General features: G+C 73.5%; 17 protein-coding genes. 8 read left to right on the forward strand and 9 right to left on the reverse strand.

The window, feature by feature from the left end:
* Nucleotides 1–4 precede the first annotated feature (4 nt).
* The gene (locus IOD16_RS10270) at nt 5–3397 is read right to left on the reverse strand and encodes an NACHT domain-containing protein (protein WP_201439836.1); all 3393 of its coding nucleotides are present in this window, start codon (nt 3395–3397) and stop codon (nt 5–7) included.
* Nucleotides 3398–3801: 404 nt separating this feature from the next.
* Between IOD16_RS10270 and IOD16_RS10275 the strand changes: the two genes are divergently transcribed.
* Nucleotides 3802–4098 carry a hypothetical protein gene (locus IOD16_RS10275; protein WP_201439837.1) on the forward strand — a complete coding sequence of 99 codons (297 nt, stop codon included), beginning with the start codon at nt 3802–3804 and terminating at the stop codon, nt 4096–4098.
* Here the strand turns inward: IOD16_RS10275 and IOD16_RS10280 are convergent.
* The gene (locus IOD16_RS10280) at nt 4095–4931 is read right to left on the reverse strand and encodes an SDR family NAD(P)-dependent oxidoreductase (protein WP_442978115.1); all 837 of its coding nucleotides are present in this window, start codon (nt 4929–4931) and stop codon (nt 4095–4097) included. The genes IOD16_RS10275 and IOD16_RS10280 overlap by 4 nt on opposite strands.
* A 444-nt stretch (nt 4932–5375) precedes the next feature.
* Here IOD16_RS10280 and IOD16_RS10285 point away from each other — a divergent pair, with 444 nt between their 5' ends.
* Nucleotides 5376–6863 carry a flavin-containing monooxygenase gene (locus tag IOD16_RS10285; protein WP_201439839.1) on the forward strand — a complete coding sequence of 496 codons (1488 nt, stop codon included), beginning with the start codon at nt 5376–5378 and terminating at the stop codon, nt 6861–6863.
* Here IOD16_RS10285 and IOD16_RS10290 read toward each other — a convergent pair.
* Nucleotides 6851–7387, reverse strand: a complete 537-nt coding sequence (locus IOD16_RS10290; RefSeq protein ID WP_201439840.1) for a TetR/AcrR family transcriptional regulator — start codon at nt 7385–7387, stop codon at nt 6851–6853. The genes IOD16_RS10285 and IOD16_RS10290 overlap by 13 nt on opposite strands.
* Before the next feature lie 119 nt (nt 7388–7506).
* Here IOD16_RS10290 and IOD16_RS10295 point away from each other — a divergent pair, with 119 nt between their 5' ends.
* On the forward strand, nt 7507–8430 hold the full coding sequence (locus tag IOD16_RS10295) for an SDR family NAD(P)-dependent oxidoreductase (RefSeq protein WP_201439841.1): 924 nt from the start codon (nt 7507–7509) through the stop codon (nt 8428–8430).
* Here IOD16_RS10295 and IOD16_RS10300 read toward each other — a convergent pair.
* The 5 genes from IOD16_RS10300 to IOD16_RS10320 all read right to left on the reverse strand — a co-directional run bounded on the left by IOD16_RS10300 (nt 8405) and on the right by IOD16_RS10320 (nt 13610).
* Nucleotides 8405–9220: a TIGR02569 family protein gene (locus IOD16_RS10300; RefSeq protein WP_201439842.1), complete on the reverse strand. Its 816-nt coding sequence runs from the start codon at nt 9218–9220 to the stop codon at nt 8405–8407. The genes IOD16_RS10295 and IOD16_RS10300 overlap by 26 nt on opposite strands.
* A gap of 87 nt (nt 9221–9307) precedes the next feature.
* Nucleotides 9308–10069, reverse strand: a complete 762-nt coding sequence (locus tag IOD16_RS10305; RefSeq protein WP_201439843.1) for an SDR family NAD(P)-dependent oxidoreductase — start codon at nt 10067–10069, stop codon at nt 9308–9310.
* A 58-nt stretch (nt 10070–10127) separates the two neighbouring features.
* A complete protein-coding gene (locus tag IOD16_RS10310; RefSeq protein ID WP_201439844.1) occupies nt 10128–11792 on the reverse strand; it encodes a discoidin domain-containing protein in 1665 nt (554 codons plus the stop codon).
* Between the two features lie 97 nt (nt 11793–11889).
* Nucleotides 11890–12729 carry an alpha/beta hydrolase gene (locus IOD16_RS10315; RefSeq protein WP_201439845.1) on the reverse strand — a complete coding sequence of 280 codons (840 nt, stop codon included), beginning with the start codon at nt 12727–12729 and terminating at the stop codon, nt 11890–11892.
* Nucleotides 12726–13610 carry a DMT family transporter gene (locus IOD16_RS10320; RefSeq protein ID WP_201439846.1) on the reverse strand — a complete coding sequence of 295 codons (885 nt, stop codon included), beginning with the start codon at nt 13608–13610 and terminating at the stop codon, nt 12726–12728. The genes IOD16_RS10315 and IOD16_RS10320 overlap by 4 nt, the downstream gene beginning before the upstream one ends.
* 70 nt (nt 13611–13680) lie before the next feature.
* Between IOD16_RS10320 and IOD16_RS10325 the strand changes: the two genes are divergently transcribed.
* From IOD16_RS10325 to IOD16_RS10345, 5 genes are all read left to right on the forward strand, one after another.
* Entirely contained in the window at nt 13681–14547 is an 867-nt protein-coding gene (locus tag IOD16_RS10325; RefSeq protein WP_201439847.1) for a LysR family transcriptional regulator, read from the forward strand.
* Nucleotides 14548–14592: 45 nt separating this feature from the next.
* Complete coding sequence (locus IOD16_RS10330) at nt 14593–15015, forward strand: DUF2243 domain-containing protein (protein WP_201439848.1); 423 nt, start codon at nt 14593–14595, stop codon at nt 15013–15015.
* On the forward strand, nt 15012–16625 hold the full coding sequence (locus IOD16_RS10335; protein ID WP_201439849.1) for a RecQ family ATP-dependent DNA helicase: 1614 nt from the start codon (nt 15012–15014) through the stop codon (nt 16623–16625). The genes IOD16_RS10330 and IOD16_RS10335 overlap by 4 nt, the downstream gene beginning before the upstream one ends.
* A 97-nt stretch (nt 16626–16722) precedes the next feature.
* On the forward strand, nt 16723–17121 hold the full coding sequence (locus IOD16_RS10340; RefSeq protein WP_201439850.1) for an SSI family serine proteinase inhibitor: 399 nt from the start codon (nt 16723–16725) through the stop codon (nt 17119–17121).
* A gap of 98 nt (nt 17122–17219) precedes the next feature.
* The gene (locus IOD16_RS10345) at nt 17220–18536 is read left to right on the forward strand and encodes a choice-of-anchor A family protein (protein ID WP_201439851.1); all 1317 of its coding nucleotides are present in this window, start codon (nt 17220–17222) and stop codon (nt 18534–18536) included.
* Between the two features lie 40 nt (nt 18537–18576).
* Here IOD16_RS10345 and IOD16_RS10350 read toward each other — a convergent pair whose 3' ends face one another.
* Nucleotides 18577–21807, reverse strand: coding sequence for a S8 family peptidase (locus tag IOD16_RS10350; protein WP_201439852.1), 3231 nt, complete (start codon nt 21805–21807; stop codon nt 18577–18579).
* Nucleotides 21808–22310 lie beyond the last annotated feature (503 nt).

Consider the following 22310-nt stretch of genomic DNA (forward strand, 5'->3'; position numbering starts at 1 on the left):
CCACTCACCCCACCGCCCACGCCCGCAACGCACGTAGCCGGGCACGCGCAGGGTCCGTCCGCCGCTCGTCCAGTGCGCGGTCGAGCACCGCGAGCACTTCGTCCCGATGTCCACACTGGACCAGACGGGACGCCGCCAGCACACCCTGGTCGACGGCCTCGCCGTGGTCGCGGACCACGTGCGACCACAACGTCACCGCAGGATGCAGCAACCCTTCCGAGGCCAGCACATCCGCCACCATCACCCGGCGACTCGCGGGGAGCGCCAGCGCCTTGGCCACGATCTCGTCGGCACAGTCGATGCCGGCGGCTCTCATCCAGTCCCGGATGATGTAGTCGAACCAGTAACCGCTGCGCATGGTCGCCGCTGCCGCGCGCTCGGCCGAAGCGGCTGCTTCTTCCTTGCGTCCGCTGTCGACGAGCGCCTTGATGATCTTGTGTTTCTGGTAGCCGTCGCAGTCGAGGAGCCTTTCCATCGCTGCGGTCAACAGGCCGTCGGCGAGCTCGAACCTCCGATTGCCGACGAGGTCCGCCGCCACATCGGCCAGCAGGTCGGGTTCGGTCACGGTGTCGAGCAGGCCCCTGATCAGCTCGCCGACGTGCTCACCGTGCTCACCGCCGCTGAGCACTTCGATCGCCACGGCTCGGTGCTCGGGACTGCGTGAACGAGCTGCATCGGTGATGTCCGCCGCGGTGGCCGGATCGTCCGGGTCGAACAACGCGCGAACGGCTCTCTCGAAGTCCCACCTGTCCGCGGTGAGGTCGGCCAACGCGGACCGGGCGAATCGGCGTGCGGCCTCTGCGTCCTTCGTGTCCGAGAGCGCGGAAGCGACCTGCGTCAGGTGGTGGACGCTCAACCGCGGTTGCCCCTCCACGACCCGCAGGAGTTCAGGCACGGCGTTGCAGTGCACGTAGACCTGGACGGCCTTGTAGAACTCGTAGGGATCGACGTGCCGTTCCGACAGCACCCGGCGGGCCACCTCGACGGCCGCGTCGTGCTGCAGCGCTTCTTGGAGCGCCTGCGCCGCCGCGGTCAGGTACTTGACCGGCTTCGCCGCTGCGGCGGTCAGCACGATGGGCACCCCGTCGGAGTCGGCCGCTGACAGGACCGCCCCGACGGCGTCGCGGAACTCGTCGACGGTCGGGGTGCTCACGGCGAAAGCCCGGTCGGCAGCCCACAATGCCTCGTCACGGCACTTGGCCCTGGCGGCGAGCTTCGCGAGGGCGCCCCAACCGGCGGGGCCGGCGCCGGACAGGTCCGCGGCCGCCGAACCAACCGACGGCAGGGGCAGTGCCCGGTCGCCCGTCACCGCCGGATCGGCGCGCAGCCTGCGGACCAGCCTGCGGACCAGAGGCCCGGCGGCCTCCGTCGTCCCGGTGTCCAGCATGATCGAGACGATCGCGACCACCTGCGCGTAGTCCGGTTCGGCGGCCAGTCGGACGAGGAGGCGTTCCGCGCGATCGGCGCCTTCCGGGACGAGGTCCTTCAACGCCACGACGCCGCGCTTGATCCCGGCGGGACTGGCCTGGTCCGCGAAGTCCTCCAGCCACCGGGCCGCGGAGTCCGGGTCTTCGAGCTTGCCGAGCACGACGGCGGACTCGACGCGCACGGCTTCGGCGAGTTCCGCACGGTCCCGCAGGGCGCCCAGCCGGGTCATCACGGCCGGGGGCACTGCCTCCGGGGGCAGGGAGACGAGCACCTCGCCCGCTTCTTCGACGTCGCCCCACGGGTCGGGCAGGACACCGTTGGCCAGGATCAGCTCCACGACGCGGTCCACGACAGCGGCGGTCAGCGTCTCGTCGACCGCCACGCCCTCCGCGAGCAGCCGGCCGGCCAGCAGCACCTCGGGCTTCGCGCCCGCGAGCAGCACGGACAGCACGCGGCCGAGATCGCGCTCATCGCGTCCCCACAGCACGAAGGTGAACAAGGCGAAGACCCGGTTGTTCCCGGACAGACCGCGTTCGATCCACTCGTCCAGGTCCGGGAAGTCCGCCGGGATCTCACCGGCCCGCCGGCGCGCGGCCAGGAACTCGGCGAACGAGTGGTGCCGGAAGCGCAGGTCGTCGTCGGCGTGGACGAAGACGCCGGTCCCGGCCAGGAGTGCGCGCAGGTCGTCCTGCCACTCGTCCGGCAGGGCCGGGTGGTTCTCCCGCACCCACGTGCACGCGGCCTCGAACAGCGGCGATTCGGTGTCCAGCCGGTGGGTCGCGAGGTGCTCCACGATCCCGGTCCGATGCTGGTGCATCCACTCGACCAGGGCCTGCCGGTCCGGGTCGTCGCGCACCGAGCGGCGCAGTTCGGCGATCGTGTTGCGCCTGCTCGCGCCGTCGTCCAGCAGGTACTCCATGAACCGCCCGTACAGGTCGACCCGGTTGTTGGGCAACGGGCGGTCCGGTTCGAGGGTTTTCGCGATGGCGGCGATCGTGGCCAGCAGCGGGTTGCGCACCAGTTCGCGCAACCGGCCGTCGCGCACCTGCCGGACGAACGCCTCCGCCGAGCTCATCGCGGTGATCGGGGTCTGCGCCCGGAACCACGCCCGCGCGAACTCCTCCAGCTCGACCCGGCCGAACGGCTGGATGGCGTAGCTGTCGACGCCCGCCTGCTCCAAGGGCTTGAGCTCGTCACCGGGCAGCGGGCGGGTGGTGATCACCAGCCGGTGGTCCGACCCGCGCCGCACCTGGTGCGCGATCGCGTCGATGACCTGCGCCCTGGTGTCCGGTTCGATGATCTCGTCCAAGCCGTCGATGAACACCAGCCACCGCGCGCCCAGGGCGCGGCGGGCGAGCAACGCGGCCGGTGGGCGTTCGCCGAGCAGCCGCCCCAGCGCGTCCTCCGTGCCCGCGGCCAGGAGGTCTGCCCACGCCTTGTGCTGGGCCAACGCCCGTGCGGGCACCCGCAGCGGCAGGACCGGTTCGGTGAGGGGCGGCGGGCCATCGCTGCCGCTGAGCCAGAATTCCGAGATCTGCTGCACGTACAGGTAGCCGACGGTGGACTTGCCGCTGCCCGGCTCCCCGGTGATCATCAGGTGCCCGTTGCGGTCGAGCGCGCCGGCGATGGTCAGGGTGCGTTCGGTCGACTCGGCGGAGGGCTTGCGCTCGGGCTCGGGGGAGCGGTCGAGGACCTGCGGGCGCATGGTCTGCTGCACGTAGACCTGGGTCAGCTCCGGCTGCTTCACGCCGAGCAGCTTGTAGGGCAGCGACTCCGTCGCCCGGCGTTGCGCCTCCAGCAGGTCCCGCAACGCCGGGGTCAGCGCCGGGCGGTCCGACCAGGAGGTCAACGGCGGGGCCTCCCCCGACTGCGCGGCCTCGAACCGGACGGTCAGGTGGTCGATGCTGCCCGTCTGCACGACCGGACCGGTGAAGTGCCCGCCGGTGATCTCGTTGTGCCGTTCCGCCATGCCTGATTTCTACGCGGGAACACGGACCCGGTGACCGCACATCTCGGAAGATCCGCTCGGCGGAGTACCGCGGGCCCCGCTTGACCGTGCGCTGGGGGCAGGCGTTGGACAAGGCGGCACGACCGCACCGAGGGGGAGTTCACGTGATCGACCACACCACGCAGAGCCGGTTCACCGACCCCGGTCCGATGGCCGGGCGGTTGGACGGCGCCGGCGTAGCGGTTGGCGGAGGTCGACCTGCGGTACGCGGCGGACATTCCGGCCCGGCTGCACGCGCTGAACCCCGCGCCGTTGGGGAGGAGCGCGCGCCGACCGAGCGGATCGTGGGCTGCTGCCGGGCGGCGGTGGCGGCTGGTCGACCCGCAGTTCCTGGCCGGTCGACCTGATGGACGTGCCGACGGTTCGTGGTGTCGCCCGGGCTGACCGTCCCCGGCACCCGCAGGTGGACCCGGGTGCGGCACGGCCTCGTGCAGGACCTGGTGTCGTTGACCAAGCACGAGATGATTTTGTGGGGCGGGTTGAGCGACGTGGTGGAGCTGTCCGAGGAGGAAGTCGCGGCGGCGGACGAGCCGGCGGCCCTCCTGCAAGTGCCCGAGGTGGAGGTGCGGGCCGCCTTCGACACCGACGCCTACCGCGTGACGCCGGTGATCACGTCGCCTGACCAGGTGGCTCAGTCGCCGGTGGAGGTCGTGCTGCGCTAAGCCGCCGTGTTGCGCGACGCGGCTCTGCGGGCGGCATCGCGGACGGCTGTGCGGGTGGACGGCCCGAGCCGGTTCATCACGGCCAGGTAGGAGGTGGGGAAGAGGCGGGCGAGCAGGTCCGGCACGACGGCCGTCCACGCGATCAGCGCCCGGCCCTCGCGCTTCGCCACCCCGCCCAGGATCCGCTCGGCGGCCTTGTCCGCGGGGTACGTCAACAGCTTGGCGAAGCTCGCCTTGCCCTGCGCCGCCTCGACCTCGCCGACCCCCGACGCCACCCGCGCGGTCTCCGCGATCCTGGTGCGGATGCCTCCCGGGTGGACGCAGGTCACGCCCACGCCCCGGTCGACCAGCTCGTGGCGCAACGACTCGCTGAACCCGCGCAGCGCGAACTTGCTGGCCGAGTAGGCCGTCTGGCCGGGCGGCCCGATGAGCCCGAACAGGCTCGACACGTTCACGATGTGGCTGCCCGGCGCGGCCAGCAGGGTCGGCAGGAACAACCGGGTCAACGCCACCGGCGCCCGGAAGTTGACGTCCATCACCCAGTCGAACTCCTCGGCGTTCACCTGGTCGAACGTCCCGCCCAGCGCCACGCCCGCGTTGTTCGCCAGCAGGGTGATCCCGGGGTTCTCGGCCACCACCCGCGCCACGAGTTCTCCCAGCCCGGCGACCTCGGCCAGGTCCGCGACGTACGTCCGCACCCGCGCCCCCCGCACCCTCCCCGCCACCGCGGCGAGCCGCTCGGCGTCGCGGTCGATCAGCACCAGCCCGCAACCGCGCCGCGCCAGCCCGTACGCCAACTGCTCCCCGATGCCGCTGGCCGCTCCCGTCACCACCGCCGTGCCGCCTGCGAACCGGAAACGCGAGAGCTGCTGGGACATGCTGCCTCCTCGACGACGCTCACCGACGACACTCACCCCGGACCCCGCCATCAATCCTCGCCGGTCCGGCTCGACACCAGTACCAGTCTGGCCCGATGCCAGTCCGGCCCGATGGCAGTCCGGTCCGGCGCGTGCCCGCTGTGTCCGCTGGGCGGCGAGGGCGAGGGCGAGGCCGAGGCCTGGGGGTGGCGGGGCCGGGGTGGGTGAGCGGTGGGCTGGTGGCGTGGGGGTGGTTGGTCGGGGGCCTCATTTCTTCAACCGACGTTTAACGGCGAAGAAAACGGCGTTTTGGTTGATCGGTCGGTTCAGATTCACCCGTCCGTGAACGATCGACCTTCGCCCCGCCTCAGGTTACCCCAGGTAGGAGGGGTGGGCCGGCCATCCGACACACTGGGAGCCATGACCACACCCGAGCACCTCGACGTCGTGATCGTGGGCGCCGGACTGTCCGGTGTCGGCGCGGCCTACCGGCTCCGCACCGAGTGCCCCGGCAAGTCCGTCGCGATCCTCGAAGCCCGCGACGCGATGGGCGGGACGTGGGACCTCTTCCGGTACCCGGGCATCCGGTCCGACTCGGACATGTTCACCCTCGGCTACCCGTTCAAGCCCTGGCGGGAGGCGAAGTCGATCGCGGACGGCCCGTCGATCCTCGCCTACATCCGGGACACCGCCGCGCAGTTCGGCATCGACCGGCTCGTGCGGTACCGGACAAAGGTGGTGGCCGCCGACTTCTCCACCGAGACCGCCCGCTGGACGCTGACGCTCCACCGCCGCGACGGGCGGGGTGACGTCGAGACCAGGGTGGTCACCTGCGACTTCCTCTACTCCTGCGCCGGCTACTACGACTACGACCAGGGTCACGACCCGGTGTTCCCCGGCATCGGGTCGTTCCGCGGCGAGGTGGTGCGACCGCAGTTCTGGCCCGACGACCTCGACTACGCGGGCAAGCGGGTGGTGGTGATCGGCAGCGGGGCGACGGCGGTGACGGTGGTGCCGTCCATGGCGGAGACCGCCGCGCACGTCACGATGCTCCAGCGCTCGCCGACGTGGATGGGTGTGGTGCCGGGTCGCGACAAGTTCGCCGACAAGGTCCGCGAGCTGTTGCCCGCCAACGCCGCGCACCGGGTGATCCGCACCAAGAACATCCTGTTCAGCCTGGCCTTCTACCAGTTCTGCCGCCGCTGGCCGAAGGCCGCGCGCAAGGTGCTGACCAAGCTGTCCACCAAGGTGCTCGACGACGAGGCCGCGATCCGCGAGCACTTCACCCCCACCTACGACCCGTGGGACCAGCGGCTCTGCGCGGTCCCGGACGCGGACCTGTTCCGGGCCGTCAAGCGCGGCCGGGTGTCGGTCGTCACCGACCACGTGGACACGTTCACGCCCGACGGGGTGCGGCTCAGGTCCGGCCGGGAGCTGCCCGCCGACGTCGTCGTCACGGCCACGGGCCTGCGGCTGCTCGCGTTCGGCGGCATCACGCCGAGCGTGGACGGGCGCCGGGTGGAGCTGTCCGAGCAGTTCATCTGGCGCGGCGCGATGATCACCGGCCTGCCGAACTTCGCGGTCTGCGTCGGCTACACGAACGCCTCGTGGACGTTGCGCGCCGACCTGACCTCACGCCTGGTCTGCCGGGTGGTCGCCCACATGGACCGGCACGGTTACGCGTCCGTCGTCCCCACGCCGGACCGCCCGCTGGCCCGCCGGCCGCTGCTGGACCTGGCCTCCGGCTACATCCAGCGCGCCGTCGACGCGTTCCCGCGCCAGGGTGACCGGGATCCGTGGCGGGTCCGGCAGAACTACGTGCTCGACGCGGTGTCCACGTTGCGCGGCGACCTGGGCCGCCAGCTCGTCGGCACGCCGAGGGTGCTGCCCGCGTCTCACGGCCGGTAGCGCAGGCCGTCCATCACGAGGTCCAGCATGCCGTCCGCCGGGCCGACGTCGGGCACCGTGTGGGCGATGCCGGCGATGGTGGCGATCACGTCCAGCGGCGCGACGTCGGGGCGGTCGACGGCCTCGAGCAGCGTGCCCATCGCCTCGGTCAGCCGGTCCCTGCTCTGCGCGTACGGGTCGCCGCCGGACGCGATCACCGCGCGCAACGCGTCGCCCATGCCCTGCTTGGTGGCCATGTACTCGACGAACCGGTCCATCCACGCCCTGGTCGCCTCGTGCGGCGGCAGCGTGCGCAGCAGGTCGGGCACGGCGTCGCAGAGCTTGGCCAGCTCGTTGCGGTAGACCGCTTCCACCAGCGCCTCGCGGGTGGGGAAGTGGCGGTAGAGCGTGCCGATGCCGACGCCCGCGCGCTTGGCGATCGCGTCCAGCGTGGCGTCCGCGCCCTCGTCGGTGAACGCGGCCAGCGCCGTCTCGATCAACCGGTCGCGGTTGCGCTGGGCGTCCGCGCGCAGTGGGCGGGACACGGTGCCTCCCTATGGGTGTGACGCGGCTCTCGGTGCTAAACGGAGGAACCTCCGGTTAACGTGGAACGTAACGGAGGAACCTCCGCTTCAGTGTACGACAGCACGACAGGGGAACGGACATGACCGAGCACATCACCACGCCGTTCGGCGCGGAGTCCACCGCGGCGCAGGTCGTGGCGGGCATCGACCTGACCGGCAAGCGCGCGGTGGTCACCGGCGGCGCGTCCGGCATCGGCGTCGAGACCGCCCGGGCGTTGGCGTCGGCGGGCGCCGAGGTCACGCTGGCGGTCCGCGACACCGGGGCCGGGCGACGGGTGGCCGACGAGATCGGCCGCGACGTCCGGGTCGCCCGGCTCGACCTGGCGGACCAGGCGTCCGTGGCGGCGTTCGTGGCCGACTGGGACGGCCCGCTGCACATCCTGGTGAACAACGCGGGCGTGATGGCCGCGCCGGAGACCCGCACGCCGGAGGGCTGGGAACTCCAGTTCGCCACCAACCACCTCGGCCACTTCGCGCTGACCAAGGGCCTGCACCGGTTCCTGGCGCCGGAGGGCGCGCGGGTGGTGTCCGTCAGCTCCAGCGCGCACCTCATGTCGCCGGTCGTCTTCGAGGACATCCACTACACCGAGCGCCCCTACGACCCGTGGACGGCGTACGGGCAGTCGAAGACCGCGAACGTGCTCTTCGCCGTGGAGGCGACCAAGCGCTGGGCGGCCGACGGCATCACGGTGAACGCCCTGATGCCCGGTGGGATCGACACCAACCTGCAGCGCCACGTCGACGACGGGCAGTTGCGGGCGATGAGGGAGCGGGCAGCCGCGGACGGGTACCGGCTGAAGACGCCGGAGCAGGGCGCGGCCACGTCGGTGCTGCTGGCGACGTCACCGCTGCTGGAGGGCGTGGGCGGCCGGTACTTCGAGGACTGCGGCGAGGCGCTGCCGAGCCGGGGCGAGACCCTGATCCGCGGTGTCGCGGCCTACGCGCTCGACCCGGAGGCGGCCACCCGCCTGTGGGAGGTCACCGAGGAGACCCTGGCCCGCTGAGCCGGGCGAGCACCAGGTCGACCGCGGGCCGGTAGGCGCGGACCTGGTCCGCCGGCCGGTCCCCGCCGGCCAGGTCTCGGGTGACGATCCGGTAGATCAGCGCCCGCAGCACCACCTGGTGCCACGCCGGCAGGTGCGACCACCGGTCGAGCAGCGCCGGTGGTGCGCCGTACCAGCACAGGCAGTCCGCCACCACGACCGCCGCCGCCCACGACGCGGGCCGCCAGTACGGCGGCCAGTCGATCACCGCGGGCGGCAGGCCGGGGGCGAACAGCACGTTGCCCGCCAGGTCGCCGTGCACCACCTGGGCCGGCAGGTCCACCGGGCGCCGAGCCGTGACGAGCGGTTCCAGGAGTCCGAGCGCCGCCGGGCCGACGTCCACCGGCGACTCCTCCCACGCGACCCGGTCGCCGACCGACCACGGGTCGTCGCGGAGGTCGAGGTACGCGGGTCGGGGCACGTCGCGCACGGCGGCGTGGAACGCGATCCCGGCCCGCAGCACGTCGTCCGCGCGGCCGGTGTCCGGCTCGCCCGGCACGAACCGGCACGCCTCCCACCCGTCGACCACCCAGCCGCCGGACGCGGACCGCACGGGAGGCGCGACCCGGAACCCGGCCGACGGCGGCAGCGCGGCGAGCACGTCGGACCGCCACCGCGTCTCGGGCTCGAAGTCCACCGGCTTGAGGACCACCCCGCCGGCGCGCCACGTCCCGCCCCGGCCACCGGGCAGCGCGACGGGCTCGGCCGTGACGCCGAACGCGGACAGCACCGTGCGCGGAGGTCGTGGCACGCCGGGATCGTAGGCAGCCGGACCCGGTGGCGGCGCGCCCTTTTCGGCGGGGCACGGGGCAGGGCGGCCCGCCGCCCCGCCGGGTGGTCACGTCAGCTCGACGCCGGTGATCTCCGCGCACGCGTCGAGCAGGCGGTCCTGGACCTCCACGTCGTACGCGGCGGGGTTGGCGCGCAGGTCCTCGCGCCACTTGAAGTAGCGGCCGGTGACGGTGGCGGCGGGCTCGTCGCTCGTCGCGAGCCACACCTGGGCGTCCGCGCCCGTCGGCAGGTCGTCGGTGGCGTTCGGGCCGCCCAGCTTGGTCCTGATCCAGCCCGGGTCGACCGCGTTGCTGAGCACGTCCGGCCACCGGCGGGCCACCGCGAACGCCAGCGCCACGTCCAGCAGCTTGGAGTCCGAGTAGGCCTGCATGCCGTCCCAGGGGCCGCGCTCGTGCTGGAGGTCGTCGAGGTCCGCCACGCCCTGCGCCTCCAGCCCGGACGTCAGGTAGACCAGCCGCCGCGGCCGGGGCATCAGGGCCGTGAGCAGGTAGGGCGCCAGCACGTTGACCTGGAACAGCAGCTCCAGGCCGTCCTCGGTGACGGTCCGCTCGGGCAGCCCGCCGCCGAGCCCCGCGTTGTGGACCACCACGTCGAAGGGCTCGGCGGCCGCCGCCAGCTCCCTGGTCCGGGCCAGCGAGGCGAGGTCGCCGACCAGCACGCCGGCCGCGCCGGGCACGGCGGCCAGCGCCTGCCCGGCCCGCGCCTCGTCGCGCGCGTGCAGCACCACCCGGTGCCCCTGCGCCACCAGCGTCGCCGCCGTCTCCCGGCCGATACCGTCCGCCGACCCCGTCACCCACACGCTCACCATGCGCCGGAGCCTACCGTGGGAGCGCTCCCAGTCCGGGTTCGGCCGAGCGCCGGGGCGGTCAGCCGACGACCTGCCACCGGGCCAGCTGCGCGGCCGGCCAACCCGTGTTCCCGCTGAACCGCAGCCGCAGGTGGCGGGCGCTGAACCCGCTGGGCAGGGTGACCGTCACCGAGTTGCCCGCGGCCGGGTCGAACACGTACCCGGTCGCGCCGAGCACCGAGGTGAACGTCGAGCCGTCCACGCCCGCATCCACCGCGATGGTCTGGGTGCGGCGGCCCCACGCCGGGTTCGGCGGCAGGCTCAGCACCATCCGGCGCGGCGCGGCCACCGCGCCCAGGTCGACCCCGATCCACTGCGGGAACGCGCCGTTCGCGCTCTCCCAGTAGGTGTTCGGGTCGGCGTCCACCGCGAGCCGGCTGTCGTAGTGCTGGGTCTGGCTGCTCTGGGTGGTCGGCCGGCCCGCCGCCAGGTCGCGCTCGACCGGTGGCGTGTCGGAGAGCACCGGCTTCGTCGGGCGGATCGCCGTCAACGCGATCTGGCCCTTGAGCATCCGGCCACCGTCGCCGGTCAGGCGCAGGTAGTAGTCCGAGGAGCAGCGCGTGCCGTCCTCGTCCAGCGCCAGGAAACCGGAGCCGGCGGGGATGCCCGCCTGCGTCTCCGGCGTCTTGGCGATCTGGTTGGCCTCGTTGTACTCGTCGAACATCGAGATGTAGATGCCCTGCACGCCGAGGCGGCACATGTTGTAGAACTGCCGCCACATGAAGTCGCCGTGCGCCCGGTGCCGCCGGGACAGGTCGCCGGGCAGCACGCACGGCTGGTAGTCGATGCCGAGCCGGGCGCACTCGGCCACGTCCGGCGAGTTGACGTTCGCGTGGAAGTTGTCCGCGTCGGCGACGCTGCCGATCCGGCCGACCATCCACGGCGAGATCATGTGGAAGCTGCGGTAGACCTGGGCGAAACCGGGCCGCGAGTCCTCGATCTCGCGCCGCCAGTGCGTCGGCACGCCGCCGATCAGGTACACGCCCTGGCCCTTGAACCAGTCGATCACGTCCTGGCACTGCTGCGGGGTGAACGGGCGGCCCGGGTCGTTGAAGCCGAAGCCCCAGACGCACACGACCGGCTTGCCGTTCTGCCGCGCGTACATCGGTGACGAGGTGTACGCGCGCATCTTCTCCGTCCAGTCGGCCTTGATCTCCGACTGCATGTTCGTCCAGTTCGTGACGTCGTACATGACGTAGAACTTCACGCCGTGCGCCTCGGCGGCCCGCCGGACGTGGGCGGTGACGGCGTCGCGGATCGGGCCCTCGCCGCCGGTCGGGTTGAACCGCTGCAGGGCCGCGGTGTCGCAGCCGTACTCGCGCATCCAGCGGAAGTGCACGTCCACGGTCTGGTAGTCGTAGTTGGAGAAGACCGTCGCCGGTTGGCCGTTGCCCAGGGAGCCGAACGCCGTCGGGTACTTGGCGGTGTAGTCGGTCATGTCCGGCCACGACATGAGGGCGTGGTTGGTCGGCGACGGCGGCTGGCCCCAGTTGTCGCTCCAGTGCCACCAGCCGTTGACGGGGGAGTTGTCGCCGCGGGCCGCGAACCAGCCCTGGTAGCCGACGGTGATCTTGCCGACCACGTCGCCCGGTGGGCTGGCCGCGACCGCCGGGGTCGACGTGGTGGAGGCGAGGGCGGAGGCGGCCAGGGCCGATCCGATGAACGTCCTGCGTGACAGGGGCACCGCACGCTCCTTCGTTGGAGGGACGGCATCAGCATGCAAGAAGTGAGCAGCATCACGCAATAACTTGACAAACCGGGATTTGTGGGCCGGACCGGGACTACGCCAGCCCGGCCAGCAGCGCGGCGGCCTCCCGCGGTCGGACCAGGAAGCCCATGTGGCTGGTGTCGAGGCTGCGCACGTCGAACGGGTTGTCCGGGAGCAGCGCGTCGGCCTCGCGGATGAACCGGTCCTGCAGCCCGACCGGGATGGAGCGGTCGCCGGTCACGCGGACGTAGGTGTGCGGCAGGCGCGCCCACGCGTCCGGGTCGACGCGGTCGTCGCCACCGTCCAGGCTCTCGTCCGGCTCCAACGTGTTCAGCGCGGCCAGGAACTCCGCGTCCGTGCCGTCGGCGAACATCGCGGTCTTCAGCTTGGCCAGCAGCACCGGGTCGGCGGTGCGCCAGTTCATCCGGAGCACGCCCAGCTCGGCCGGGTTGCCCGCGAGCAGTCCCGCGCCGAGGTCGTTGAGCGCGCTCGACGCGTACTCGGGCTCCTGCATGTACCCGCCGACGCCCAGGTCGACGCAGCACCACGCGGTCACGTACACGACCCGGTGCAGCAGTTCCGGCACCGCGTTCGCCACCCCGGTCAGGGTCATCCCGCCCCGGCTGTGCCCGACGAGGACCACCGGGCCGTGCTCGCCGGCCCTCCGCACGACGTCGATCACGTGCGCGACGTTGTCGGCGTGGGTCGCGCCCTCGAGCCCGGCCGGCGCGGTCGCCAGCGCGGCGGGGTCCTGCGGCGCTTGGTAGGAGGTGGCGAACGTGGCGTCGAAGCCGTGTCCGGGCAGGTCGACGGCGAGCGCGCGCCGGCCGAGCAGGGTCAGTTCGCGGAGCAGGGGCGAGAAGTGGAACGAGTTGCTGTTGGAGCCGGGCACGAAGACGTAGATCGCGTTCATGCGGTGATCCTCACATTCGGCCGTGACCGGGCCAGCAGCACGCCGCCGACCACCACCACACCGCCCACCAGCGTGTTCCAGCCCACGTGCTCGCCGAGCAGCACCGCGCCGATCGCCGTCGACCACAGCGGCGTGACGTAGGTGACGGTCGAGGCGACCGCCGGTCCGGTCGCTCTGATGACGTCCAGGTTCAGCACGTACGCCAGGCCGGTGCCCGCCGCGCCGAGCACGAGCAGCGCCACCGCCGCCGACGTCCCCGGCCACGACGGCGTGCCGCCCAGGATCGGCGCGACCACCGCCAGTTGCAGCGTCGCGCAGGTGATCTGCACGGCCGACAACGCGCTCGCGCTGTGGTCGCCGCCGGAGAAGAACCGGCGGGTGTAGGCGAACCCCGCGCCGTAGCACGCGGTCGCGGCCAGGCAGGCGAGGCTGCCCCCGAGCACGTCGCCCGCCAACCCGCGCCACGCGCCCAGCACCACGAGCACGCCCGTGAAGCCGACCAGCAGCCCGACCACCCGGGCCCGCGTCATCCGCTCGCTCGGCACGACCAGCAGCACGAACACCAGTGTGGTCAACGGCGTGGTGGCGTTGAAGACACCCGCCAGCACCGAGCTGACCTGCGTCTCGCCGTGCGCCAGCAGCGTGAACGGCACCGCGTTGAGCAGCAGCGCGACCACCGCCGCGTGACCCCACGTGCGCCGGTCCAGCGGCACGGCCGCACCCCGCGCCAGGCAGATCCCCCACAGGGTGAGCGCGCCGAACAGGCAGCGCGCCGACGCCACCCACACCGGGGGCACGCCCGCGTCCACCGCCACCTTGATCAACGCGAAGCTGCCGCCCCAGATCGCGGACAGCAGCACGAACTTCCCGGACGTCTGCACCGGGCGAGGATCGCCGCACCTGCGATGATGAGTCCAACAAGTGACGCACCCCTACTCATGAGAGTTGTTCATGGCCCTGAACCTCGCGCAGCTCCGCGCGTTCCTCGCCGTGGTGGACGAGGGCGGCTTCGGCACGGCCGCCGACGCGCTGGGCCTCACGCAGTCCGCCGTGTCGCACGCGGTGGCCGCGCTCGAACGCACCCTCGGCCACCCGGTGCTCCTGCGGCGCGGCAAGCCGCGACCGACGGCGTTCGGCGCGCAGGTCGTGGCGCACGCCCGCGCCGCGGTGGCCGCGTCGGTGGCGATCACGGACCTCGCCGCGCGGCACGGCGGCGCGGCCAGGGGCACGATCAAGCTGGCCGCCCCGCCGACCGTGTGCCAGGGCCTGCTGCCGCAGCTGATGTCCCACTGGGAGGCAGAACACCCGCACGTGCGGGTGCGGGTGTTCGAGGGCGAGGACGACGAGGTCGCCGAGTGGCTGGCCAACGGCACGGTGGAGATGGCGGTGGCGGTCGACCCGCCGCCCGGCGCGGGCGTGCTGGTGGGCGAGGACGCGTTCCACGCCCTGCTGCGCACCGACCACCCGTTGGCCGGGGTGGGCGAGGTCGACGTGGCGGACCTGGCCGACGACCCGTTCCTGCTGTCGTGCGGCGGGTGCGAGCGGCACGTGCGGCAGGTGCACGCGGGCCTGCCGTTCGACCCGCTGCACCGGGTGCGCGAGCTGGGCACGCTGCTGGCGATGGTGCGGGCGGGCGTCGGCATCTCGATCGTGCCGGGCCTGGTGGCGTCGATGCTCGTGCCGGGGCTGGCGCTGGTGCCGCTGCGGCCGAGGGTGGTGCGCCGGCTGGTGGTGAGCGGACCGCCGGGCCGGGAGTGGCACCCGGCCGTCACCGCGCTGGTCGACTCCGCGCGGGAGCGTGATCACCGCCGGGTTTGACCCCCCGTGGAGTTTGATCTCTCTTGGGCGGGCAACTCCACGGCCATGACGAGAGGCACGCGAGCGCCGCTGGTGCTCGGCCTGGGGATCGGCGGGTTCGTGGACGGCATCGTCGTGCACCAACTGCTGGGCTGGCACCACATGCTGTCCGGTTGGCACCCCGACGACCTGCACCTCAACACCCGGGCCGACGGGCTGTTCCACCTGCTGTGCCTGGTGCTCGTGGTGGTCGGCGTGGCCATGCTCAACCGCGCGGGCACGCTGCCGCGCCGGGTGCTGTGGGGCGGTGTGCTGGCCGGCTGGGGTGTGTTCAACCTCGTGGAAGGCGTGGTCGACCACCTGGTCCTGGGCGTGCACCACGTGCGCGGCGGCCCGCACGAGCTCGCCTACGACCTCGGGTTCCTCGCGCTGGGCGCGGTGCTGGTCGTGCTGGGCCTGCTCGTCGCGCGGGAGCGGGTGGGCCGGTGAGCGGCGTGCGGAAGCGACTGCGCCGGGCCGCCGAGGACGTGTTCGGGTGGGCGGAGCTGCGCGACGAGCAGATCGACGCCATGGAGCAGGTGCTGGCCGGGCGGGACGTGTTCGTGGTGCTGCCCACCGGCGCGGGCAAGTCGGCGATCTACCAGGTGCCCGGTGTGCTGCTGGACGGCCTGGTCGTCGTGGTGTCGCCGCTGATCGCGTTGCAGCGCGACCAGGTGACGGCGTTGCGCGCCGCGGGCGCGCCGACCGCCGCCCTGGTGAACTCCGCGCAGTCCGATGCGGACAACGACGCGACGTGGGCGGCCGTGGGGCGCGGCGAGGTGCGGTACCTGTTCGTCTCGCCCGAGCAGCTGGCCAAGCCCGACGTGCCGGACCGGGTCGGCCGGCCCGTGTTGGTCGTCGTGGACGAAGCGCACTGCGTGTCCGCGTGGGGCCACGACTTCCGGCCCGACTACCTGCGGCTCGGGTCGGCGGTGGAGCGGCTCGGCCGGCCGCCCGTGCTGGCGCTCACCGCCACGGCGGGCACGACCGTGCGCGAGGACGTGATCGCCCACCTGGGGTTGCGCGACCCGGTCGTCGTGGCGGTCGGGTTCGACCGGCCCAACCTGTCGCTGGAGGTGCGCGCGTTCGTCGAGGACGACGACAAGCGGCGAGCGGTGCTCGACTGGGTGCGGGAGGCGCCGAAACCCGGGCTGGTCTACGTGGCCACGCGCAAGGACGCCCGCCGGTACGCGGAGGAGCTGGCCGCCAAGGGGGTGGTCGCCGAGCCGTTCCACGCCGGGATGAAGGCCGCCGAGCGGGAACGCGTGCAGGACGCGTTCATGCGCGGCCGGGTGGACGTGGTGGTGGCCACCTCGGCGTTCGGCATGGGCATCGACAAACCGGACGTGCGGTTCGTCGCGCACGCGTCCGCACCCGGCTCGCTGGACGCCTACTACCAGGAGATCGGCCGGGCGGGGCGCGACGGCGAACCGGCCGAGGCGGTGCTGTTCTACCGGTCGCAGGACCTGGGGTTGCAGCGGTTCCTGCGGTCGCGGCACGTCGACCGGGACGCCTTGGCCGACCTGGCGGCGTGCGTGCGCGACCACCCCGGGCTGCGGATCACCGAGCTGGCGCGGGAGAGCGGGCGGTCCCGCCACCGGGTCACCTCCGGGGTGAACCTGCTGGAGCGGGTGGGCGCGGTGAAGGCCGCCAAGTCCCGGTTCCGGCTGGTGGGCGAGCCGGAGCGGGCGGCCGACCTGGCGGTGGAGGAAGCGGACCGGCTGCAACGCCTGGACCGGTCGCGGATCGAGGTGCTGCGGGCGTTCGCGGAGACCCGGGCGTGCCGGCGGCAGCACCTGCTGGGGTACTTCGGCGAGGTGCTGGAGCGGGCGTGCGGCAACTGCGACACGTGCGCGCGGGGCGAGGCGGGCACCGGTGTGTCGGCGAACCCCGAGTACCCGGCCCAGTCGCGCGTGCACCACCGAGAGTGGGGCGCCGGCACGGTGGTGCAGAGCGAGACCGACCGGCTGACCGTGCTGTTCGAGCAGGTCGGGTACAAGACGCTGTCGCTGGAGGCGGTGCACGCCGCCGACGTGCTCGGTCGACACCCCGTGGACTGATCAGTCCACAGTGGACAAGTGGTTTACTGGTGCGGGGGCGACCGCCGCCGCGCCCCGGTTCCCCATGATCAACGTCGATCAGCCGGAGGAGACCACCTTGTCCGTCACCAGTTCCGCCCGAGGCTTGCTGCCGGCGCTGGCCGTCACGGCCGCCCTCGGGGCCGTGCTCGCGCCCACCGCGACCGCGGCCCCGACCACCGAGCTCACCATCTCCGTGCACGACCCGCTCGGGCCGGTCGCCCGGGAGTACCGCCTCACCTGCGACCCGGACGGCGGCACCCACCCGCGGGCCAGGGCGGCGTGCGACGCGATCCGCACGTCGCCGGGGACCATCGAGCCGCCCCCGCCGACCGCGAACTGCTACGACCGCGTCTTCGGCCCGCAACGCGCCGAGGTGTCCGGTCTGCTGGCCGGCGTCGAGGTCGCGGCGTCGTTCAGCCGGGTGAACTCCTGCGAGGAGGACCGCTGGCAGGCGTGGCTGCCGGTCTGGGGGTGACACCGGCGGTTCACCCGGTGCGGGCGGTTCGGCACCCGAGCGGGTAGCACGCGGCGATTCGGGGTGCGAGGACCCGAGCGTCGCCGAGCATTGAGCGCATGTCCCGGACCCGCTTGGTCGGAGCCGTCGGCGCGGCGGCGCTGGTCGCGGTCGTCGCGCTGGCCGGCGTCGCCGTCGCCTTCGCCGACCCGTTGCCGGGCGGGCTCGGGCCGTGCCTCGGACCGAGGTGCCCGGCGGAGTTCCCGCCCGTGCACAACGGCGCGTTCGCCGGCCGGGACGAGGCGGTGAACATCTTCGTCGGCGGCGACTTCCTGGTCCGGCAGAGCGCGGCCGAGGCCGAGGGCCGGGTCGTCGTCGGCGGCGACTTCGACCTGGCGAAGGCGCCGGGCGCCTCCTCGATCTACAACGTCGGCATCGTCGGCGTCGGCTCCCGGGTGCCGCCGCCGGACGGGACGGACTTCCTGGTGACCGGCGGCGCGGTCACGGTCGCGCCCGGCCAGACCCTGGTCGCCGAGGGCGGCGTCGTGCGCCACGCGGGACCGCTGACCGGCGTCGTCTCCGGCGCGGTCGACCCGGACCCCGCCGCGTTCACCCCGTACGAGGGGCTGTCCGCGCAGTTGACCACCGCGAGCCGGTGCTACGCGGCGGCGGCCGTCACGGGCACCGCCGTCAACCAGGGCCACCGGACCCTGTTCACCGGCGACGGCACGTCCGGCCTCCAGGTGTTCACCGTGGACTTCGACCTCGCCGGCCCCGCCGGCGGCCAGCAGGGCCTGGTGTTCGAGGGCGTCCCGGACGGCGCGACGGTGCTGGTGAACCTGGTCGGCGACGCCCGCCGGATCGTCACCTACACCGGCGAGCTGACCGACGAGGGGCCGCTCAACCGGCTGCGCGAGCGGTTGCTGTGGAACTTCCCGGACGCCACCACGGCCGGGATCGGCGGCACGGCCCAGTTCCAGGGCAGCGTGCTGGTGGGCAACCCGGCGAGCACGACGACGGTGACCGTGCCCGGACTGGCCGGCCGCTTCTTCACCACCGGCTCGCTGACCCACGGCGGCGCGGGCGGCGGCACCGGCAACGAGTTCCACGCCTACCCGTTCACCGGCGACCTGCCCGCGTGCGGCCTGCCCACCACCAGCCCGACCACCACCGCCACCAGTCCGACCACCACCACCGCGTCGACCACCACCGTCGAAACGACGACCACGACCGGACCGACCACGGACACCACGACCGCGCCGACCACGACCACACCGACCACCACCACGCCGACCGCCGCGGCACGCCCCGGTGACGACCACGACTCCCTGGCGGGCACCGGCGTGGACGTCGTCCGGCCCGCGCTGGTCGGCGGCCTGCTGCTGGTCGTGGGCGCGACGGCGCTGACCCTGGTCGCGCGCAGGCGGCGCGGCTGACGCCCCGGACCGGCGCACGACCGGCCCGGGGCGCCGGGCGCTACCCGCGGGTGATCTTGTAAGCGCGGATCACGGTGTGCTCGAACGTGTTGCCGTCGCTGTCGGCGCCGGACGCCCTCAGCGAGACGTACCCGGCCGCGTCGGGGTGCCGCACCAGGGCGACCCCGCCCGCGACCGGCGCCCGCCGCCAGCTCTTGCCGTCGTCGAACGACACGTCGACCCGGACCTGGCCCACCTCGCCGTTGTCCGCGCCGTCCTGCTGCTCCACGACGAGCGGCACGCTCAGCAGCCGGCCGGCGGGCGCGCCGCCGTCCGCGTCGAGCTCCGGGTTGAACCGCACCACCGACAGGGGCAGCCGCCGGCCATGGCCGTCGGGCAGCGTCGCCATCCGGAACGTCCACGCGCCGCTGACCCTGGTGGTCAGCTCGTGCGCCGCCGGGTCGCGGACGACGTCGTGCTCCACCCGGTAGCGGCCCTCGCCCTCCGGCACGGTGAACTCGCCCCACTGGTCGCGGATCTGGCCGACCAGCCGCCCGTCCCGGTACACCGAGGTGCGGGCCGACTCGTGGCTGCCCCGGCCGAGGTTGCCGTCGCGGTCGTTGATCAGCGGGATCTGGGCGGTGACCCGGTCCTCGTGCACGCCGAGGTAGGTGGCCGAGTAGCCGGACAGGCCGGGGCCGAGCACCGGGCGCCCGAACCGCTCCGCGTGCTGCTCGCCCAGCCGGTAGGTGCGGTTGAACGAGGAGTAGTCGGCCTCGGTCCGGTACTGGGGCGAGAGCCGCTGGAAGCCCCAGCTCCAGGTGAGCCGGTCGGGCGTGACCAGGTCGACCACCGCGCCGCCCGCGGGCACCGGCAGGCCCACGGACCAGCCGCCCGAGCCGTCCGGCGGGCTGGCGTTGCCGCTGTGCAGGTACTGCCGGTCGGCCGGGCCGGGCGCGAACGTGGTCCGCACCTCGGCCAGTTCGGCCCTGGTCGGGGCGCGGGTGTAGCCGGTGGGCACCGCGCCCTGCGCCATCCAGCGGAACCGGTAGTGCGTCGGCGTGCCGTCGACAGGGGGGCTCTGGAACTGGGCGCCGATCGAGACGGTCAGCTCGTCGTCGGTCAGGGTCGGGCCGACGTGGCCGAGCGTCATGTCGCCGAAGCCGCCGATGAACGCCGTGTTGAGCACGACGCGCCTGCCGTTGAGGAGCCGGGAGACGTTGATGTCGCCGATCATCGGCACCGCGGCGGGGTCGGGCGCGGTGACCTGCACCGGCCGGGCCACGCGGGCGTCGAAGGTGTAGCGGGTGTGGTCGGCGTCCACGGTCAGGACCGGCTGGGCGAGCACCGCGGTCCTGGGCCACGCGCGGATGACCGCGCGCGCCATGTACTGGCCCTTGGGGACGCGTGTGGTCGCGGTGCCGTCGGGGCCGTACAGGTTCTCGTAGACGTCGTTGTCCATGCCGACGAGCGCGGTCGAGTTGTCCAGCGCCGGGTTGCCGTCGGCGTCGATGTTCTCGATCGCGATGTCGTAGCTCTCGACCTCGCGGGCGAGGCTGACCGGGACCCGCGTCGGCCCGCCGACCAGCGCGCCGGCGAAGACGCCGTCGACCGCGCCGACCCTGGTGTCCGCGGTGACGGCCACCGCGGTCGTGCCGCCGGCGGGCACGGTCACCTTCGACGGGGTCACGGTGAGCAGGCCGGCGGGCGCGGCGGCGCCGTGGGGGCCCCGCAGCTCGGCGGTGAGGTCGAACGTGACCGGCTCGGCGCCGCTGTTGCGGTAGGTGACGGTCTTGGTGACCGGCGTGTCGTCGTGGTGCGGCCACAGCTGCTCTTCGAAGGTGACGCTCACCGGCGTGGCGCCGACGTTCGCGGTGATCGCGCGCGTCAGGTCCACCCGGCCGGTGCCCTGGTCGAACACGGACAGCCCCGGGTTCGGCTTGGCGGAGGCCATCAGGACGGCCTTGAGCTGCGCGCCGGTCCAGTCGGGGTGCCGCTGGGCGAGCAGGGCGGCCGCGCCGGCGACGTGCGGCGTGGCCATCGAGGTGCCGGACAGGGAGGTGTGCCGCCTGCCGACGGGCGTGCCGAGGGTGCCCTCGGCGGCCTTGGCGGCGACGATGTTCAGGCCGGGCGCGGTGATGTCGGGCTTCACCGCGCCGTCGCCGTTGCGCGGGCCGCGGCTGGAGAAGTGGGCGAGGTCGTCGTCGTGCCGGACCGCGCCCACGGTGAGCGCGGCGTCGGCGCTGCCCGGCGAGTCGATCGACCTGGACCGCCCGCCGTTGCCCGCCGCGACGACGAACAGGGTGCCGGTCTTCTCGGTCAGCTCGTCGACCGCGGCTTCGAGGGGGTCGATGCCGGGCGAGTCGTAGCCGCCGAGGCTGAGGTTGACGATGTCCGCGCCCTCGTCGACGGCCCACCGCACACCGGCCAGGATCGCCGACTCGGGGCAGCCGTTGGCGCCGCAGACCTTGCCGTCGAGGATCCGCGCGTCGGGCGCCACGCCCCGGTAGGTCCGGTCGCCGCTCGCGATGGTGGCGGCGACGTGCGTGCCGTGCCCGGTGACGTCGGTGGTGTCGGGGTCGTCGGTGAAGTTGCGCTCGGCGACCTCCTTGCCCTTGAGGTCGGGGTGCGCGCCGTCGACGCCGCCGTCGAGCACGGCGACCCGGACGCCCTTGCCGGTCAGGCCGGCCTGCCACGCGGTGGGCGCGCCGATCTGGGCGGTGGAGCGGTCGAGGGACGGGCGGAGCACCCCGTCGAGCCACACCTTGGTCACGCCGGGGTCGGCGAGCAGGTCGCGGAACACCGCGCCGGCGTCGGCCTTGGGCGCCCGGGTGGCCAGGGCGCCGGGCAGCGCGCGGGCGGAGCGCAGGCCGGTGGTCGGCGTGCCGGTGACGATGAGCGGCACGTCGTCGCTGCGGGCGTCGTCGTAGCCGGCCTCGATCAGGCCCGTCACGTCGAACAGCCGCGGGTCGAGCTTGCCGGTGGCCACGCCCTTGAGCGCGTCCTCGGGCACGACGGTCAGCCGACCGTCGCGGTGGGTCGAGTGGAAGGTGATCCTGTCGCGGCCGGGACCGGGCCGGAGCGACCCGACGGCCTCGCCGGTCACCACGACCCGGTCGCCGGTGACGAGCGTGACGGTCCGCGGCTGGACGCCGGTCCCCGCGGCCGGGCCGGCGGCTCTCGCGGGGGCCGCCGGCTCCGCGCCGGCCACCCCCGTGACCGGTGCGGCGACGAGCCCCACCGCCAGGACGGCGGCTCCCAGTGCTTTACCGCGCTTTCGTGGTCTGGACACACGTACCTCCCGGATTCGGCGCGCGCGATGGATCGCGCGGTCCGGGGCGTCGCAGACCCGCGGTGGCGGTGGACCGGAAGGTGACGATGCCCCCAACGCCTCGACGCTAGCCACCCGTCACGGTGCGGTCAGCGTCTTTTGGAAGGGTGTTCCGCCACCCGAATGCACCATCGGCGGACTGTGCGCGTTCACCCGGGGAGGCCGCCGGACTCCACCCGCGCGGTGGACGCGACGGCGTCCGGGGCCCACGGGCACGGCGGCAGGCGTGACGTCCAGCAGCGACGCGGGAGCGGGTCGCGGGTCAGGTCGAACGCGACCCGGCGGCGCGACCCGTCCTCGCCGACGACCGCGGCGCGGGCGGGCGCGGTGGCCGCCGGCGTCTCCTTTGGCGTGCGGAGGGGGAGGGACGTGTCGCCGCGGCGCCGCCCGGCGAACCGCGTGACGGAGCCGACGCCCTCGACGGGCGTGTCGCACTCGCGCGCGATCTTCGTGGCGCACCACCG

Origin of the sequence: Saccharothrix sp. 6-C (assembly GCF_016695385.1) — a bacterium.
GTDB lineage: Bacteria > Actinomycetota > Actinomycetes > Mycobacteriales > Pseudonocardiaceae > Actinosynnema > Actinosynnema texasense.

What these genes read in the sequence shown, in the direction of transcription:
- IOD16_RS10315 (WP_201439845.1), bottom strand. Translation starts at nt 12,729, where the DNA reads ATGAACGCGATCTACGTCTTCGTGCCCGGCTCCAACAGCAACTCGTTC.
- IOD16_RS10305 (WP_201439843.1), bottom strand. Translation starts at nt 10,069, where the DNA reads ATGGTGAGCGTGTGGGTGACGGGGTCGGCGGACGGTATCGGCCGGGAG.
- IOD16_RS10285 (WP_201439839.1), top strand. Translation starts at nt 5,376, where the DNA reads ATGACCACACCCGAGCACCTCGACGTCGTGATCGTGGGCGCCGGACTG.
- IOD16_RS10330 (WP_201439848.1), top strand. Translation starts at nt 14,593, where the DNA reads ATGACGAGAGGCACGCGAGCGCCGCTGGTGCTCGGCCTGGGGATCGGC.
- IOD16_RS10345 (WP_201439851.1), top strand. Translation starts at nt 17,220, where the DNA reads ATGTCCCGGACCCGCTTGGTCGGAGCCGTCGGCGCGGCGGCGCTGGTC.
- IOD16_RS10295 (WP_201439841.1), top strand. Translation starts at nt 7,507, where the DNA reads ATGACCGAGCACATCACCACGCCGTTCGGCGCGGAGTCCACCGCGGCG.
- IOD16_RS10270 (WP_201439836.1), bottom strand. Translation starts at nt 3,397, where the DNA reads ATGGCGGAACGGCACAACGAGATCACCGGCGGGCACTTCACCGGTCCG.
- IOD16_RS10325 (WP_201439847.1), top strand. Translation starts at nt 13,681, where the DNA reads ATGGCCCTGAACCTCGCGCAGCTCCGCGCGTTCCTCGCCGTGGTGGAC.